We start from the raw sequence: 16,335 nt of genomic DNA, 5'->3' as shown, positions 1-16,335 counted from the left end.
GGATCACACGGTGTTCCCGTGCTCCTGCCGTGCCGTCATGACGGCGGGGAGGCCCGCCTCGATCGTGGCCGAGACGGGCCGCGGCATCGCCGACGCCTCCCTGGGAGCCGAGGCCTCAGGCCGATGACGGCTCCGGATCGGCGCGCGGCCGGCCCTGGCCCAGGGTGGTGCCCATGCTGGCCATCACCACGAGGGCGACCGCGGTGATGCTCATGAGCCCGGCGCCCTGACCCAGCAGGATCCAGCCCACGACCGCCGCGATCGCCGGCTCGAGGCTCAGCAGGACGGAGAAGACGCTGCTGGGCAGGCGCCGCAGGGCTGCGATCTCCAGGGAGTAGGGGATGACCGAGGACAGCAGGGCCGCGATGACCGCGAAGACCAGCAGCATCGGGTCCGCCGGCGCCTGCACTGCTCCTGGGGCGCCGAAGGGCAGGACGACGATCGCCGCGATGACCATGGCACCGGACAGCCCGCCGAGGCCCGGGACCCGCTTCCCGGTCTCGGCGCTGGCCAGGACGTAGCAGGCCCAGAAGGCGCCGGCGATCAGCGCGAAGAGCGCCCCGAGCGGATCCAGGGAAGCGGCCGTCGTCGCGGATTCGACGCCCAGCAGGGTCATGCCGACCAGGGCGAGCCCGACCCACAGCAGATCGCGCGCTCGCCGGGAGAGGCAGGCCGCCAGGACGAGCGGCCCCAGGAACTCGATGGCCACGGCCGTGCCCAGGGGGATGCGCTGGATCGCCGCGTAGATGAATCCGTTCATCCCGGCCAGCGCCAGGCCCAGGGCCACGACCGAGCGCCATTGCGCTCGATCCCACGAGAGCATGCGCGGTCGCACCGCCAGCACCATGACGATCGCCGCGATCACGAGACGCGCAGCGGCGGCTCCCCACGACCCGAGGTCGTCGAAGAGCTGGGCGGCGGCGGCAGCGCCCACCTGCACGGACAGGCAGGCCACGAGCACCATGGCCACGCCCGCTCCGGAGGTGCGCGTGGTGTCGGCGGGGGTCACAGGGCAGCGCCCGGCAGGCGCAGCTGGTGGAAGACAGACATGGCTCCACCATGTCCCACACGGGGGGCGCCGGGCCATCAGGGCACGGGTGAGGGATGCCACGGTGCCTCGAGGCCGCCCGAGAGCATGAGGCGCACAATGGGGGCACCCCGGCAGCCCCCCCGCCCCCCCCGATCGGAGACCGCCATGACCCCGCCGACCGTCCTGATCGCCCCCGACAAGTTCAAGGGCAGCCTCACCGCCGCCGAGGTCGCGGATGCGCTCGCGGACGGGATCCTGGGAGCCCGGCCGGAGGCGGAGGTCCGGCGCCTGCCGCTGGCCGACGGGGGAGACGGCAGCGTCCATGCGGCGCTGGCCGCCGGGTTCCGGGCCGAGGAGGTCGGGGTCCCGGGGCCGCTCGGGGATCCGGCCGTCACCGCGATCGCGTGGGAGGCCGGGACAGCCGTGGTCGAGGCGGCCACGACGAGCGGCCTGCAGATGATCCCCGAGGCGCGCCGCGACGCCCTGTCGGCGAGCAGCCTCGGCTTCGGGCAGGCCGTCCGCGCGGCAGCCGACCAGGGGGCGCGCCGGATCGTGCTGGCCCTGGGCGGCAGTGCGAGCACCGACGGCGGCATGGGCCTGCTCACCGGTCTCGGATGGCGCTTCCTCGACGACGCCGGCGCCCAGGTGCCGCCCACAGGGGCCGGCCTGGCCCGGGTCTCCGCCGTGGACACCGCGGACGCGGCGGACCTGGCAGGGGTCGAGCTGATCGCGGCCGGCGACGTGCTCAATCCCCTGCTGGGGCAGCGCGGGGCCGCCGCGGTCTATGCACCGCAGAAGGGCGCTTCCGCGCAGGAGGTCAGGGAGCTCGAGGCCGGTCTCGCGCGGCTGGTCCGCGTCCTCGACGGGGTGCGTCCTGGGGCGGGCCAGCTGGCCGGGCAGCCCTCGGCCGGTGCGGCCGGCGGACTCGGGTTCGCCGCGATGCTGCTGGGGGCCCGGGTGGTCTCCGGTGCCGAGTTCTTCCTGGAGCTGCTGGACTTCGCATCGGCGTGCCGCCATGCCGATCTCGTGATCACGGGCGAGGGGCGGATCGACGAGCAGACCCTGCAGGGCAAGCTGCCGGCCGTCGTCGCCCGGCGTGCGGCCCCGGTCCGTGTCGAGGCCGTCGTGGGCCGCAGCGATCTGGCGTCGTCGGCGGCGCCGGACGCGGGCATCGCCCGGATCCGCAGCCTGAGCGAGCGCACGCCGAAGGACACCGCCGCCGACCCGCTGCTCACGGCCAGGCTGCTGCGGGAGGTGGGCCGCGAGGTCGCCGCCGAGCTGCCGATCCGCTGATGCAGCTCGCGATCAGCTGAGGGCGGAACGCTCCGAGTGGACGAGCGGGCGGCGGGAGGCGGACAGTAGGGCGCATGAGCATTCCCACTGTGAAAGAACTGGCCGATTCCGCACGCAGCACCCGCTGGGAGCTGTTGAATCGACCCAGCGGCTGGCCCACCCAGGACGACGTCCGCAAGGTGACCGTCGATCTGCCGGAGCTCTCCGACGGCGAGGTCCGCGTGGTCAACGAGGCGATCTCCGTGGACCCCTACATGCGCGGGCGCATGGACGAGGGGCCGTCCTACGTCCCGGCGTTCGAGCTCGGCGAGCCCATGGACGGAGCAGCCGTGGGCATCGTCGTCGCCTCCCGCTCGGATGACGTCCCGGAGGGCACTCGCGTGCTGCACGGGCAGGGCTGGCGCGACGTCGCGCAGCTGCCCGCCGAGCAGGTCCAGGCGCTTCCCGATCTGCGCGACCCCGACGGTCCGCTGGCCCCGTCGCGCTTCCTGGGCATCGCCGGGATGCCCGGCTTCACCGCGTGGCTGGGTCTGACCCGGATCGCGGCCATGCAGGAGGGCGACGTGGTCTTCGTCTCGGGCGCGGCGGGCACCGTCGGCTCGGCCGTCGGGCAGATCGCCCGGCTCAAGGGCGCCCCCCGAGTCATCGGGTCGGCCGGCGGCCAGGAGAAGAACCGGATCGTCACCGAGCGCTACGGCTTCGACGCATGCCTGGACTACAAGCAGGGCGATGTCATGGGCCAGCTCGGCGAGGCCGCCCCGGACGGCATCGATGTCTACTTCGACAATGTGGGCGGCGATCACCTGGAGGCGGCGATCCAGCACTTCAACGACGACGGCCGCGCCGCCCTGTGCGGAGCCATCAGCCAGTACAACGACGAGGAGCCGGCCCCGGGTCCCCGCAACATGGGGATGATGGTGACCAAGCGGCTCATGCTCCAGGGGTTCGTCCAGGGGTTCCACAGTGACGCCATGCCGGAGTTCCTGGAGGAGATGGGCGGCTGGCTGGCCGAGGGCCGGATCGTGGCGGACGAGACCGTCGAGGACGGCATCGATCAGGCCTTCGACTCGTTCCTGGGCATGATGCAGGGCCGCAACGTGGGCAAGATGGTGGTCCGCACGGCCGTCGCCGACTGAGGCGCGGCACCCGGCGGGGCCCGCCTCCCGCCGCCCCGCCCTCCGCGCCGACCGGCCGCTTCCCCACCCCATAGCCCGTGACCGGCCGCTTCCTCACCGTTTCCGCGTCGAAGCGGTGAGGAAGCGGCCGGTCGTGGAAGGAGAGGTGAATAAGCGGCCGGTCGCGGTGGGAGAGTGGTGGGAGGGGTGAGGAAGCGGCCGGTGACGGGCGAAGACGGCCGACGGCTCAGTCCTCCTTGTCCTTCGCCTTCTTCTTGAGCGAGGGCTTCCTCTCCGCCTGGGCCTCGACGTCTGCGGCGTGGTCCGGCACGGCCCGCTGGAGCTCGCGCGGCGGTCGCTGGTAGCCGGTCGACGGGGGTCGCTTGGGCAGCTCCAGCTTGGGGTGCTCGATGTGCTCCCACTGGATGGTGTTCAGCAGGTCGGCGATCATGTTGATCCGCGCCCGACGCTTGTCCTCGGCCTCGACGATGTTCCATCGGGCGTACGGCAGGTCGGTGTGCACGAGCATCTCGTCGCGGGCGCGGGAGTAGTCCTCCCAGCGGGTCAGCGATTCGAGGTCCATGGGGGAGAGCTTCCAGTGCCGCATGGGATCGGACAGCCGCGACTGGAAGCGCTTCTCCTGCTCCTTGCCGGAGACCGAGAACCAGTACTTGCGCAGGATGATCCCGTCCTCCACGAGCATCTGCTCGAAGATCGGGCACTGCCGCAGGAAGCGCTGGTGCTCATCGGGCGTGCAGAAGCCCATGACGCGCTCGACACCGGCCCGGTTGTACCAGGAGCGGTCGAAGATCACGATCTCGCCGGCGGCCGGCAGATGCTCGATGTAGCGCTGGAAGTACCACTGCGTCTTCTGCCGCTCGGTGGGCGCCGGCAGCGCCACGACCCGGGCGATGCGCGGGTTCAGGTACTCGGTGAGCCGCTTGATCGCCCCGCCCTTGCCGGCGGCATCGCGGCCCTCGAAGACCACGACCACGCGGTTGCCCGTGGACTTCACCCACTCCTGCATCTCCACGAGCTCGGCCTGCAGCCGCAGCAGCTCCGCCTCGTACAGGGACTTCTCCATGCGCTTCTTCTTCGCCATGGCATGACGATAGGCGGATGAGGCGCAGATCACCGCACCGGGGCGGGCAAGTTGCCGTGCGGGGGCCGGTCCGGCGGGCGGGTCACTCCGGGGAGACGTCGACGGGCGGGCCCATGGCCAGCAGGGCGACGTAGAGGACCACGACGACGGCGATCACGGCGAGGGCCGACAGCAGCGGGCGACGCAGCAGGGCGGCCAGCAGCTTCTCGAGCGGCCCCCTGGCATCGTCGTCAGCACCGGCCTCCGGGCCGGCGTCGCGCAGGCGCCAGCGGTGGGGGAGCAGGCCCCGGCGCAGGGCGCGTCGCTCCACCGGGATCGTGGCGTAGGGGATCACGGCGCTGAACAGCGCGAGCAGGCCGTCGCGGGCGGACCAGCGGGCGTCGATCCAGACCATGACGGCGGCCGCGCAGTAGCTCAGGAACACGAACCCGTGGATGCCGCCGCCCACGGAGACCGGCCAGTCGCCCAGGTGCAGCGCGTACTTGCCGATCATGCCCAGGATCAGCAGCGTCCACGTCACGGCCTCGGCGAAGGCCAGGGTCCGGAAGAGGCGGTGCGGGGTGATGGGGTCGTCGGTGCGGCCCTCGGGGGCGGCGGGGTGCGGAGCTGTCGTCATGCGGCCCATTCCATCGCACTCGGCATGACGGCACCTCAACGCGGCGATCCGCGGAGGCCGGATCGGCGCCGTCGTCCTGAACCGCCGGGCGAGGCTGTGCCAGACTTGCGCTCATGACCCAGACCCGTCCGGATACGGACCAGCAGCCCATCGACCTGGCCACCGACCTGCTCCAGACGGTGGACCAGGTCACCAAGGAGGCGCAGAACGTCGGCTACCGGATCGAGCAGGGCTTCACGCACTTCCGGCAGCGCAGCGCCCAGCGCCGCGGCGACCTGCCGGTCATGGTGGCCTTCGACTGCTACGGCTCGACCGATCACGTCCGCATCCTGGGCCGGGCCCTGTTCAAGACGCACGGGCCCGAGGCCCCCACCGACGAGGACGCGTCCTCGATCCGGGGCTGGCGCTCCTTCACCTCGATCCCGATCTCCTTCGCCCACGTGGACGTCGAGATCGACGGCGTGGCCTTCCGCCTGGTCGCCGACAAGGGCGGAGTGATCGATGCCGATCTCTCGATCAGCCTGGAGCCGGGAGTGCACACGGCCTACCTGCGCACGGAGGGCTCGGAGTGGGCGAGCTCGCGCATCTGGGTGGTCGATGATGCCCAGGGCATCGGGATCCTCTCCGACGTGGACGACACCGTCATGGTGACCTCCCTGCCGCGGCCCATGCTCGCGGCCTGGAACTCGTTCGTGCTCAACGAGCACGCCCGCGACGCGACCCCCGGCATGCCCGTGCTGATGGAGCGGCTGCGACGACGGCACCGCGGCGCGCCCTTCATCTACCTCTCCACCGGTGCCTGGAACGTCGCTCCCACGCTGCGCCGGTTCCTGGGCCGCAATGCGTACCCGCCCGGAACGCTCCTGCTCACCGACTGGGGTCCCACGACGGATCGCTGGTTCCGCTCGGGACCGCGGCACAAGGTCGAGAACCTCGAGGAGCTCGCCCGCGAGTTCCCGCGGATGAAGTGGATCCTGATCGGCGACGACGGCCAGCACGATCCCGAGATCTACAGCGGCTTCGCGCAGCGCTATCCGCAGAACGTCGCGGCGGTCGTGATCCGCACCCTGTCGCCGACCGAGGCCGTGCTGGCCTCGGGCCGCCTGCTCACGCCGGACGGGCCCGAGCTGCCGGAGGGCATCCCGCTGATCCGCGCCAACGACGGCGCGTCCATCTCCGAGCAGCTCGCGGAGGCCGGCCTGCTCTGAGGCCTGTTCCGGGGTGCGGAGCCCTTGTGCTGTCGTCGCGCGCGTCTAGGTTGGGGACATGAGCAACCGAGCCCCGGCCGCGCCCCTTCCGACTGCCCCGTCGTTCCGACGCAAGGCGGCGTCCTTGTCCGATGTCGAAGGCCTCGACGAGACCGCGGCCCGCGGCATCGACCGTGCGGTCGAGCGCGCGCAGGACGCGTTCCGGGCCCCGGTCGACCTCGACACGCGCCTGGACCGGCTCGATCGGCTGGAGCGAGCGCTGCAGCGCCATCGCGAGCCGCTGCAGGCCGCTCTCGCACAGGACCTCGGCAAGTCGGCCACGGAGGCCGAGGTCACCGAGATCGGCGTGAGCCTCACGGAGCTGCGCCACGTCCGCAGGAACGTGGGCCGGTGGATGGCACCGCGATCGGTCGGCTCGGCCGCGGTCCTGGCCCCTTCGACGGCCTGGGTCGAGCCGCAGCCCCTGGGCACCGCGCTGATCATCGCCCCGTGGAACTACCCGGTGCAGCTGGTCTTCAGCCCTCTGGTGGGTGCTCTGGCCGCCGGGTGCACCGCCGTGGTGAAGCCCTCCGAGGTCACTCCCCATGTGGCCCAGGCGCTGGCCGATGCCCTCCAGGAGCTCTCCGACTGCGTCTCGGTGGTCCTCGGCGCGATCCCGGAGACCACCCGACTGCTCCAGCACCGCTTCGACCACATCTTCTTCACGGGCAACTCGACGGTCGGCCGCGTGGTGATGCGCGCGGCCGCCGAGCACCTGACGCCGGTCACCCTGGAGCTGGGCGGCAAGTCCCCGGTGTGGATCGACGACACCGTCGACCTGCCCGCCGCGGCCCGCCGGCTGGCGTGGGCCAAGCTGGTCAACGCGGGGCAGACCTGCGTGGCTCCCGACTACGTCATGGGCCCCTCCGCCGTGCTGGCGCAGCTCGAGCAGCTGCTGCCGGAGGCCGTGCGCTCCTTCTACGGCACCGATCCTCAGCGCTCGGAGTCCTACGGGCGGATCGTGACGCCGCGCCACCTCTCCCGGCTGACGGAGCTGCTCGAGCGCATCCCTGCGGAGGACATCGTCGCGGGCGGGCGGCACGACGCCGATGACCGCTACCTGGAGCCCACGATCATTCGCAGCGCCTCCGACGGCCCCGCCATGGAGGAGGAGATCTTCGGGCCCATCCTGCCGCTGGTGGCCGTGGAGGATCACCGCGAGGCGGCGCGCTTCGTGGCCGACGGGGAGAAGCCCCTGGCGCTGTACGTGTTCAGCGAGCGGGAGGAGGTCCGGGAGGGCTTCCGCGGGATGACGTCCTCGGGCGGCATGACCTTCGAGGCACCCATGGTCCATCTCATCCACCCGCAGCTGCCCTTCGGAGGTGTGGGCGACTCGGGCACCGGCAGCTACCACGGGCAGGCCAGCTTCGAGACCTTCAGCCATCTGCGCTCGGTGCTGGACAAGCCGCTGAGCCCCGAGACGCTGCAGGTCACGTTCCCGCCGTACACGGGGGTGCGGGCCCGGGCCGCGCAGGCCCTCATGGCGGCTCCCACTCCGGGGGAGCTGGTGCACCGAGCGCGCAGGCGCCTGCGCCGCGACTGAGTGGCCGCGGATCGGAACGGGGCAGGCGCCGCGCCGCTGTCCGGCGCCGATGTCCGCGGTGCTGCCGCAGATCGAGGGCCGCGCTGAGCGACGACGCCGGATGACGTGACGACACGCGGTCCCCGGGACGTCTCGTGATGTTTCTGCGGCGTGCACAGGCGTGGACCCGGAGATCTCCGTCATGTGGATGACCATGCCCCGCAGCGGCCCGGCCCGCATGTTCGCGCGGGGGCCGCGCCTTCGGTGCGGACAGTCGTCTGTGGACATCCTGAGGACAAGCCCGCCTCGACGGGCGCGACGGTGAGACACAGCATCTTGGGCCTCTCGATGGACCCCGGCACAAGATGTAGTATCTGTACCCAGCGCAGGAGAGAGAGCGGCCCGCATCCGGCAGACCGTTCGGAGCCACCGATCAGCGGTCCTGCACCCGGATCCCTGCCAGCGGATGGCACGACCGCACCGTCGTCGTGATCGCGTCCGCGCTCGGCCCGGAAGCAGCTCTTCCAGCACCCTCCGATCCAGCCCCCATGAACAGGAAGGGATCACCGACATGTCAGTGACCGTCTACAGCAAGCCCTCCTGCGTCCAGTGCAACGCGACCTATCGCGCGCTCACCAAGAAGGGCATCGACTACGACGTCGTCGATGTCACCGAGGACCAGGCCGCCTACGACCACGTCGTGAGCCTGGGCTACCAGCAGGTCCCGGTCGTGGAGGCCGGCGATGACCACTGGTCGGGCTACCGCCCCGACATGATCTCCCAGCTCGCGGTGCGCGCCTCCGCCTGAGGCCCGGCCTCGACCACGACGGTCGGGTCCCGCCGGGGATCCCCGAGAGGGCGATCCGGGCGGCGGCCCGGCCGTCGCACTGCACGCACATCCCGCATCCCGGTCCGGCAGGACCACCCGTCGCACGCCTTCTCGGAGGTGACCACCATGTCCGCTCTCGTCGCCGAGCTGCGCCGGACGGCCGCCGCCCGGGCCCAGCACACGGCCGAGGCCGCCGATCGCGGCGAGCAGGCCGCTGCCCCCGGAGCGGACGACCCGCTGGTCGTCTACTTCTCCTCGATCTCCGGCAACACCCACCGGTTCGTGCAGAAGCTGCGTGCCCGCACACTGCGCCTGCCGCTGCGCACCGCGGAGGAGATGCCCGCGGTCCGCGAGCCCTACGTGCTGGCCGTGCCCACCTACGGCCGCCCCGGCGGGGCGGGGGCGGTGCCGCCGCAGGTCGTCAAGTTCCTCAACATCGAGGAGAACCGGCGCGGGCTGCGGGGGGTCCTGGGCGCCGGCAACACCAACTTCGGCGAGAGCTACTGCCTCGCCGCCCAGAAGATCGCCGTCAAGTGCGATGTCCCGCTGCTCCACCGCTTCGAGCTGATGGGCACCGACCAGGACGTCGCCGATGTCAACGAAGGACTGATGAAGCTGTGGCAGTGACCACCCACACCACCCACGCCGGGGTCGCCGGCCTGGGCCACGAGGATCCGAAGACCCCCGAGAAGTTCCGCGGCATGGGCTATCACGAGCTCAACGCCGTGCTGAACCTGTACGACGCCGACGGCCGCATCCAGTTCGACGCCGACCGCCAGGCCGTGCGCCAGTACTTCCTGCAGCACGTCAACGAGAACACCGTCTTCTTCCACGACCTCAAGGAGAAGCTCGACTACCTGGTGGACCACCAGTACTACGAGCCCGAGGTCCTGGAGAAGTACGACTTCGAGTTCGTGAAGAAGCTGTCCAAGATCGCCTACGGGAAGAAGTTCCGCTTCAAGACGTTCCTGGGCGCGTTCAAGTTCTACACGTCGTACACGCTCAAGACGTTCGACGGCCGCCGCTACCTCGAGCGCTTCGAGGACCGCGTGGTCATGGTCTCGCTGTACCTGGCCGACGGCGATCGCGAGCTGGCCGAGCATCTGGTCGAGGAGATCATCTCGGGCCGCTTCCAGCCGGCCACGCCCACGTTCCTCAACGCGGGCAAGAAGCAGCGCGGCGAGATGGTCTCGTGCTTCCTGCTGCGCATCGAGGACAACATGGAGTCGATCGGCCGCTCGATCAACTCCGCCCTGCAGCTGTCCAAGCGCGGCGGCGGCGTGGCGTTCGCTCTGACCAACATCCGCGAGGCGGGCGCGCCGATCAAGAAGATCGAGAACCAGTCCTCGGGCATCATCCCCGTGATGAAGCTGCTGGAGGACTCGTTCTCCTACGCCAACCAGCTCGGCGCTCGCCAGGGCGCCGGCGCGGTGTACCTGCACGCCCACCACCCGGACATCTACCGGTTCCTGGACACCAAGCGCGAGAACGCGGACGAGAAGATCCGCATCAAGACGCTGTCGCTGGGCGTCGTCATCCCGGACATCACGTTCGAGCTGGCCAAGAAGAACCAGGACATGTACCTGTTCTCGCCCTACGACGTCGAGCGCATCTACGGCGTGCCGTTCTCGGACGTGAACGTCTCGGAGAAGTACCACGAGATGGTCGACGACGCCCGGATCACCAAGACCAAGATCAGGGCGCGCGAGTTCTTCCAGACCCTGGCCGAGGTGCAGTTCGAGTCCGGCTACCCGTACGTGATGTTCGAGGACACGGTGAACCGGGCCAACCCCATCGAGGGCAAGGTCATCATGTCCAACCTGTGCTCCGAGATCCTCCAGGTCTCCGAGCCCTCGACGTACCACGACGACCTCACCTACGAGACCGTGGGCAAGGACATCTCGTGCAACCTGGGCTCGCTGAACATCGCGCTGACTATGGACTCCCCGGACTTCGGGCAGACCATCGAGACCGCCATCCGCGGGCTCACGGCGGTCTCCGAGATGTCCGAGATCGACTCGGTGCCCTCGATCCGCCGCGGCAACGACATGTCCCACGCCGTCGGGCTGGGCCAGATGAACCTGCACGGCTACCTGGGCCGCGAGCACATCCACTACGGCTCGGAGGAGGGCGTGGACTTCACGAACATCTACTTCTACACCGTGACCTATCACGCCGTGCGCGCCTCGATGCTGCTGGCGAAGGAGCGCGGCGAGACGTTCGTGAACTTCGAGAACTCGGACTACGCCAGCGGCTCGTACTTCGACAAGTACACGGAGAAGGAGTGGGCGCCGGCCACGCAGCGCGTCCGCGAGCTGTTCGAGGCCTCGGAGATCCACATCCCCACCCAGGACGACTGGCGCGAGCTCAAGTCGCAGGTGGCCGAGCACGGCATGTTCAACCAGAACCTGCAGGCGGTTCCGCCGACGGGCTCGATCTCGTACATCAACGACTCGACGTCGTCGATCCACCCGATCGCCGCGCCGATCGAGATCCGCAAGGAGGGCAAGCTGGGCCGCGTCTACTACCCGGCGCCCCACATGGATCAGGACAACCTGGAGTACTTCCAGGACGCGTACGAGATCGGCTACGAGAAGATCATCGACACCTACGCCGCCGCCTCGCAGCACGTGGACCAGGGGCTGTCGCTGACGCTGTTCTTCAAGGACACCGCCACGACGCGCGACGTCAACAAGGCGCAGATCTACGCCTGGCGCAAGGGCATCAAGACGATGTACTACTCGCGCATCCGCCAGCTCGCGCTCGAGGGCACGGAGATCGAGGGCTGCGTCTCCTGCATGCTGTGATCCGCCGCTCCGGCCCCGCACTGCGCATCGACGAGAACCGAACAGGAGACTGACACCGAGATGATGAGCGAGAAGGTGGAGCTCACCCGCCACCACGCCAAGGCCATCAACTGGAACCGCGTCCAGGACCCCAAGGACGACGAGGTCTGGGACCGGCTCACCGCCAATTTCTGGCTGCCCGAGAAGGTGCCGCTGTCCAACGACGTCCAGTCGTGGAACACGCTCACCGCTGAGGAGCAGGACCTCACCATGAAGGTCTTCACGGGCCTGACGCTGCTGGACACGATCCAGGGCACCGTGGGCGCCGTGTCGCTGCTGCCGGACGCCGTGACGCTGCACGAGGAGGCCGTCTACACGAACATCGCGTTCATGGAGTCGGTGCACGCCAAGTCGTACTCGTCGATCTTCTCGACGCTGGCCTCGACCAGGATGATCGACGACGCCTTCCGGTGGTCGGACGAGAACGAGCACCTCCAGCGCAAGGCCGACATCGTGCTGGACCGCTACGTGGGCGACGACCCGCTGAAGAAGAAGATCGCCTCCACGCTGCTGGAGTCCTTCCTCTTCTACTCGGGCTTCTACCTGCCCATGCACTTCTCCTCGCACGCCAAGCTGACGAACACGGCGGATCTGATCCGCCTGATCATCCGCGACGAGGCCGTGCACGGGTACTACATCGGCTACAAGTACCAGCGCGGCCTGGAGAGCGAGTCCCCGCAGCGGCAGGCCGAGCTCAAGGAGTACACCTACGACCTGCTCGACGAGCTCTACGAGAACGAGGTCGCCTACACCGAGTCGCTCTACGACACGGTGGGGTGGACCGAGGAGGTCAAGAAGTTCCTGCACTACAACGCGAACAAGGCGCTGAACAACCTCGGCTACGAGGCGCTGTTCCCCAAGGAGATGACCGATGTCTCCCCGGCGATCCTGTCCGCGCTGTCGCCGAACGCCGATGAGAACCACGACTTCTTCTCCGGCTCCGGCTCCTCCTACGTGATCGGCAAGGCCGTGAACACGGAGGACGAGGACTGGGACTTCTGAGCCGCTGAGCCGTCCCGGCACTCCGGCCGAGCAGACGAGGGCCCCGACCTGCCGCGCGCAGGTCGGGGCCCTCGACGTCCCGCGATTCAGCCGCCCAGGAGCTTCGCGGCCGCCGCGGCGGCGGCGCGTCCCGCGCGGGTCGCCCCGATCGTCGAGGCGGAGGCGCCGTAGCCCACCAGGAACAGCCCCGGTGCGCGCTCCACGGTGACCCCGTCGGCGCCCATGGTGATCCCGCCGCCGGGCTCGCGCAGCTGCAGGGGCTGCAGATGATCCAGGGCCGCCCGGAATCCCGTGGCCCACAGCACCGCGTCCACGGGCGTCTCCCACGCGGCCTCAGAGGACTCGTGGGGCACGGAGCGGCCGGGCAGCGTCCGCGCGGGCGAGGCGGGCAGCTCCGCCAGGACACGATCGGCGGCCTCGCTCTGGCCGGGCAGCTGCGTGCCGTCGGGCCCCGGGCCGTCGAGCACGGCCCCGTCGGTGGTGAGCCGCAGCAGCCGCCCCCGGGAGAGCAGGGTCCCGGCGGCGATGCCGTTGCGGTACTGCTCGGTGACCGGCAGCCCCGTGGCCGCCACGACGGACAGCGGCGGCAGTCCCGTCGTCGTGCGGGCCGAGACGGAGGTCTCCACATCGGTGCCCCAGGAGGCATCGAAGAAGCGATCGGTCCAGTCCGGGGCCCGACGGGTGCTCCACACGGTCTGCGCGCCGGCGTCCTCGAGCTGCAGGAGGAACTGCAGCGCCGACGTCCCGCCGCCGACCACGAGCACGCGCTGCCCGGCGAAGTCCTCGGCGGCGGCGAAGTCGCGGGTGTGCAGCTGGCGGCCGGCGAAATCGCCCATGCCGGGATAGCTGGGCCAGTGCGGGCGGTTCCACGTCCCGGTGGCGCTGATCACCGCACGGGTGCGGCGCACGGAGCCGTCGGCGGCGGTGACGCGGAACAGGCCGTCGTCGTCCCGCTCGACCGCCGAGACCGGTGCGGGGCGCACGACGGGCAGGCCCAGCTCCTGCTCGTAGGCACCGTAGTAGCGGGCGACCACGCGGCTGGCCGGCTCGGCCGGATCCGGCGTGCCCAGCGGGAAGCCGGGCAGGTCGTGGATGCCGTGGGCGGCGTCGAAGGTCAGCGAGTCCCAGCGATGCCGCCAGGCGCCGCCGGGGCCGTCGTTGCCGTCGAGCACCACGACGTCGCGCCAGGGCTCCAGGCCCTTGCGCAGCAGTCGGCCCGCGGCGCTCAGCCCGGCCTGCCCGGCGCCGATCACCACGACATCCAGCGGTTCGCCCTCGGTCGACCCGGATTCACGTGACGTATCCACAAAAAGGAGAGCGCGGTCGAGCGGCCGGCTATTCCCGACATCGCGCAGGGCCGGGGAGGGGTCAGATCGCCGTGATGCTCACGGCCGGCTCGTCGGCGACGGCGCCGGTCCTCCGGTTCGTGCCTCCCGGGGTGCCATGACAGCAGCCGGAGCCGTCCGTCCAGGCCAGGAAGGCGGCGAACGCGAAGACCGGTGTGCCGTACGCGGCGGCCTTTCGGGCTTTGCCGGACTGTGTTCCGAGCTCGGCGACCACCAGGGCATCGCAGCGGGTCCTGGTCACGGTCGCGACCGGGGCCAGCCCGTGGGAGGCGGCCAGCACCTCGACCTCGTGCCGGGACAGCTGGCGCCCGCCCTCGTCTCGGGTGGTCCCCGTGAAGCAGACCCGGGCTCCCGGGACCAGGACCTCGGGCAGCTCCGGAGCAGCGGGGCCGTCGGGGTCCTCCAGGATGCGTCGGTCGAGCTGCGATTCGACCGCGCGGACCACGGCGCGCGCCCCCGGGCTGAGCCCACCGCGCCGCACGGCCGCACGCAGCGCTTCGGCCAGGGCGTCAGCGCGCTCGGGCCACGGCACGGCCGCCCCCGGGACATGGATCCGGAACGCATGCTCGGAGGAGCCCGTGCGCGGCAGGAGATAGCCGGGGCGGTCGTCGACGGCGGGGAAGGCCTCGAGGCCCGTGATCCCGCGGCGGGCGGCGATATCGCGCGCCGCCAGCGCCCGCTCCAGGGCGCTCGGCGCGCCGAGGCGGAGGCGGTCCGCCGGCGTGAGCGTGCCGTCGTCGAGCTCGCGGCCCAGCGGCATGCGCGCCACGTGGCCGTTGCGCTTGAGCTCGACGTCGATGCGGCTGAGCGTCCGGTCGATGTCCAGGCCCACGGGGGTGCGCCCCTGGAGCAGCGGGGCCAGGGCGGCCCAGGCCTGCTCGAGCAGGGGCGCGAGCTCCACGTCGGCGGCGCCGATCCCGTGGTCGGCGCGCGCCGAGCCCAGGTCCCGCGTGGGATTGATCAGCGACGACGCCTGCCGGCCGTCATCGGCCACCGCAGCGATCTCGATCGGGCGGGGCTTCCAGCGGGTGCCCTCGTCGCCCACCCAGCAGATGCCGAGCCAGACCTGCCCGCCGGTCGTCGAATGACCCGTCCGGGAGCGCAGGAAGCGCCGCACGCGCTGATCGACGCGCAGGTCCTTGGGCAGCACGTCGCGGGTGAGCACCAGTCCGTCGAGCGAGCGGCAGCGGCTCAGGGCCACGTAGAGCTGGCCGTCGGCGAAGGTCCCGCCGCTGAGATCCACGATCACCCGATCCAGGGTCTGGCCCTGGCTCTTGTGGATCGTGATCGCCCACGCGAGCCGGAACGGCAGCTGGGCGAACGTGCCCACGACCTCGTGGGTCAGCCGCCCGCCGGCCGCCGACGGGCGCGTCACCTCCCACACATGCCGCTCGACCGCGGCCCGGGTCCCGTCGGGCAGCTCGACGACCACGCACGGCTCACCGTCCTCGTCGAAGAGCGTGTCCGTGATCCTGGCCAGGGTGCCGTTGGCCCAGCGATCGGCGGGATCATTGGTCAGGAGCATGATCTGCGCTCCCGCCTTGTAGGCCAGGACCTCGTCGGCGGGTCGCTCCATCCCGTCGAGGTCCCCGGTGACCCGAGCCGTCGAGAAGGCGAGCGGCGCCTCCAGCCGCTCGAGCATCCGACGGTTGCGCGCTCCCGCGACGCGGTTGGTCGTGGCCAGCGTCAGCCAGAGCTCCTCCGGCGGCGGGTCGAAGTCCGGATCGGTGCGCCGATTGAGCTCGGAACGGGCGTCCTCGAGCAGGTCGCCGTCGCGCACGGCATCGAGGATCTCGACCATCCGGGTGTCCTCGACCTGGCGGAAGACCGTGGTCAGCTCGACGACGGCGAACGACGAGGGCGCGTACTCGTGCGCGGAGAAGAAGAAGGGGGAGTCGTAGCAGCTCCGGAAGTGCTCGCGCTCGGCGTCGGCGACGACCGGGGGCAGCTGATGCAGGTCGCCCACGAGCACGAGCTGCACCCCGCCGAAGGGCGTCCCGGGCTTCGGCCCGAAGCGCTCGAGTGCCAGGGCCAGGCAGTCGAAGAGATCGGCGCGCACCATCGAGATCTCGTCGATCACCAGGGTGTCCAGGGAGGCGAGGGTCTTCATGAACCGGCCCGGTCGGTAGTCCCCGGAGCGGACCTGCTCCGGCGTGATGCCCGCGGGGAAGGAGAACAGCCGGTGCAGCGTCCACCCGCCCACGTTCAGGGCGGCGATCCCCGTGGGCGCCGCGACGACCGCCTGGCGGCTCGTGGACTCCAGGAAGCTGCGGATCAGCGTCGACTTGCCGGTGCCGGCCCGGCCGGTGAGGAGGACGGGCACACCGGCCTGCAGCTTCTCGAGCGCGTCCGAGAACTCGGCGGTCAGGGTCAGGGCCATGGCGTCG

At 70.8% G+C, this 16,335-nt stretch carries 13 protein-coding genes; 8 read left to right on the top strand and 5 right to left on the bottom strand.

All coding sequences use genetic code 11. The features are described 5' to 3' along the window. Positions 1-115 precede the first annotated feature (115 nt). Positions 116-1,009 (bottom strand): EamA family transporter, encoded by an 894-nt coding sequence (locus tag FSY66_RS04415; RefSeq protein ID WP_222115509.1) that lies wholly within the window; start codon positions 1,007-1,009, stop codon positions 116-118. Positions 1,010-1,195: 186 nt separating this feature from the next. On the opposite strand from FSY66_RS04415, the gene FSY66_RS04410 reads away from it, so the two are divergent. Both FSY66_RS04410 and FSY66_RS04405 read left to right on the top strand, forming a co-directional pair. Continuing rightward, positions 1,196-2,323, top strand: a complete 1,128-nt coding sequence (locus FSY66_RS04410) for a glycerate kinase (protein ID WP_144791659.1) — start codon at positions 1,196-1,198, stop codon at positions 2,321-2,323. 74 nt (positions 2,324-2,397) lie between these two features. After that, positions 2,398-3,459: an NADP-dependent oxidoreductase gene (locus tag FSY66_RS04405; protein ID WP_144791657.1), complete on the top strand. Its 1,062-nt coding sequence runs from the start codon at positions 2,398-2,400 to the stop codon at positions 3,457-3,459. A 226-nt stretch (positions 3,460-3,685) separates the two neighbouring features. Here the strand turns inward: FSY66_RS04405 and ppk2 are convergent, their stop codons facing one another. Together ppk2 and FSY66_RS04395 are read right to left on the bottom strand one after the other, a co-directional pair. Beyond that, on the bottom strand, positions 3,686-4,540 hold the full coding sequence (gene ppk2 / locus FSY66_RS04400; RefSeq protein WP_144791655.1) for a polyphosphate kinase 2: 855 nt from the start codon (positions 4,538-4,540) through the stop codon (positions 3,686-3,688). An 82-nt stretch (positions 4,541-4,622) separates the two neighbouring features. After that, on the bottom strand, positions 4,623-5,156 hold the full coding sequence (locus tag FSY66_RS04395) for a DUF3817 domain-containing protein (RefSeq protein ID WP_144791653.1): 534 nt from the start codon (positions 5,154-5,156) through the stop codon (positions 4,623-4,625). 113 nt (positions 5,157-5,269) lie between these two features. Between FSY66_RS04395 and FSY66_RS04390 the strand changes: the two genes are divergently transcribed. From FSY66_RS04390 to nrdF, 6 genes are all read left to right on the top strand, one after another. After that, entirely contained in the window at positions 5,270-6,364 is a 1,095-nt protein-coding gene (locus FSY66_RS04390; protein ID WP_144791652.1) for an App1 family protein, read from the top strand. Between the two features lie 124 nt (positions 6,365-6,488). Then, positions 6,489-7,946, top strand: a complete 1,458-nt coding sequence (locus FSY66_RS04385; protein WP_260853453.1) for an aldehyde dehydrogenase family protein — start codon at positions 6,489-6,491, stop codon at positions 7,944-7,946. Between the two features lie 550 nt (positions 7,947-8,496). After that, positions 8,497-8,733 (top strand): glutaredoxin-like protein NrdH, encoded by a 237-nt coding sequence (gene nrdH, locus FSY66_RS04380; RefSeq protein WP_144791649.1) that lies wholly within the window; start codon positions 8,497-8,499, stop codon positions 8,731-8,733. Between the two features lie 147 nt (positions 8,734-8,880). Then, entirely contained in the window at positions 8,881-9,381 is a 501-nt protein-coding gene (nrdI, locus tag FSY66_RS04375) for a class Ib ribonucleoside-diphosphate reductase assembly flavoprotein NrdI (protein ID WP_144791646.1), read from the top strand. 74 nt (positions 9,382-9,455) lie between these two features. Further along, positions 9,456-11,561 carry a class 1b ribonucleoside-diphosphate reductase subunit alpha gene (gene nrdE / locus FSY66_RS04370; protein ID WP_222115512.1) on the top strand — a complete coding sequence of 702 codons (2,106 nt, stop codon included), beginning with the start codon at positions 9,456-9,458 and terminating at the stop codon, positions 11,559-11,561. 63 nt (positions 11,562-11,624) lie between these two features. Then, positions 11,625-12,602, top strand: coding sequence for a class 1b ribonucleoside-diphosphate reductase subunit beta (gene nrdF, locus FSY66_RS04365; protein WP_144792147.1), 978 nt, complete (start codon positions 11,625-11,627; stop codon positions 12,600-12,602). Between the two features lie 86 nt (positions 12,603-12,688). Here nrdF and FSY66_RS04360 read toward each other — a convergent pair whose 3' ends face one another. Beyond that, the gene (locus tag FSY66_RS04360; protein WP_260853451.1) at positions 12,689-13,909 is read right to left on the bottom strand and encodes a flavin-containing monooxygenase; all 1,221 of its coding nucleotides are present in this window, start codon (positions 13,907-13,909) and stop codon (positions 12,689-12,691) included. Positions 13,910-13,970: 61 nt separating this feature from the next. Continuing rightward, on the bottom strand, positions 13,971-16,328 hold the full coding sequence (locus tag FSY66_RS04355) for an AAA family ATPase (protein WP_144791642.1): 2,358 nt from the start codon (positions 16,326-16,328) through the stop codon (positions 13,971-13,973). Positions 16,329-16,335: the final 7 nt, after the last annotated feature.

Source organism: Kocuria palustris (genome assembly GCF_007666205.1).
GTDB classification, from domain to species: domain Bacteria; phylum Actinomycetota; class Actinomycetes; order Actinomycetales; family Micrococcaceae; genus Kocuria; species Kocuria palustris_A.
This window is presented reverse-complemented; position numbering and strand designations above follow the sequence as displayed.

Coding starts and splice junctions, on each gene's coding strand:
- FSY66_RS04410 (WP_144791659.1), top strand. CDS start 1,196: ATGACCCCGCCGACCGTCCTGATCGCCCCCGACAAGTTCAAGGGCAGC.
- FSY66_RS04405 (WP_144791657.1), top strand. CDS start 2,398: ATGAGCATTCCCACTGTGAAAGAACTGGCCGATTCCGCACGCAGCACC.
- ppk2 (WP_144791655.1), bottom strand. CDS start 4,540: ATGGCGAAGAAGAAGCGCATGGAGAAGTCCCTGTACGAGGCGGAGCTG.
- FSY66_RS04395 (WP_144791653.1), bottom strand. CDS start 5,156: ATGACGACAGCTCCGCACCCCGCCGCCCCCGAGGGCCGCACCGACGAC.
- FSY66_RS04390 (WP_144791652.1), top strand. CDS start 5,270: ATGACCCAGACCCGTCCGGATACGGACCAGCAGCCCATCGACCTGGCC.
- nrdH (WP_144791649.1), top strand. CDS start 8,497: ATGTCAGTGACCGTCTACAGCAAGCCCTCCTGCGTCCAGTGCAACGCG.
- nrdI (WP_144791646.1), top strand. CDS start 8,881: ATGTCCGCTCTCGTCGCCGAGCTGCGCCGGACGGCCGCCGCCCGGGCC.
- nrdE (WP_222115512.1), top strand. CDS start 9,456: ATGGGCTATCACGAGCTCAACGCCGTGCTGAACCTGTACGACGCCGAC.
- nrdF (WP_144792147.1), top strand. CDS start 11,625: ATGAGCGAGAAGGTGGAGCTCACCCGCCACCACGCCAAGGCCATCAAC.
- FSY66_RS04355 (WP_144791642.1), bottom strand. CDS start 16,328: ATGGCCCTGACCCTGACCGCCGAGTTCTCGGACGCGCTCGAGAAGCTG.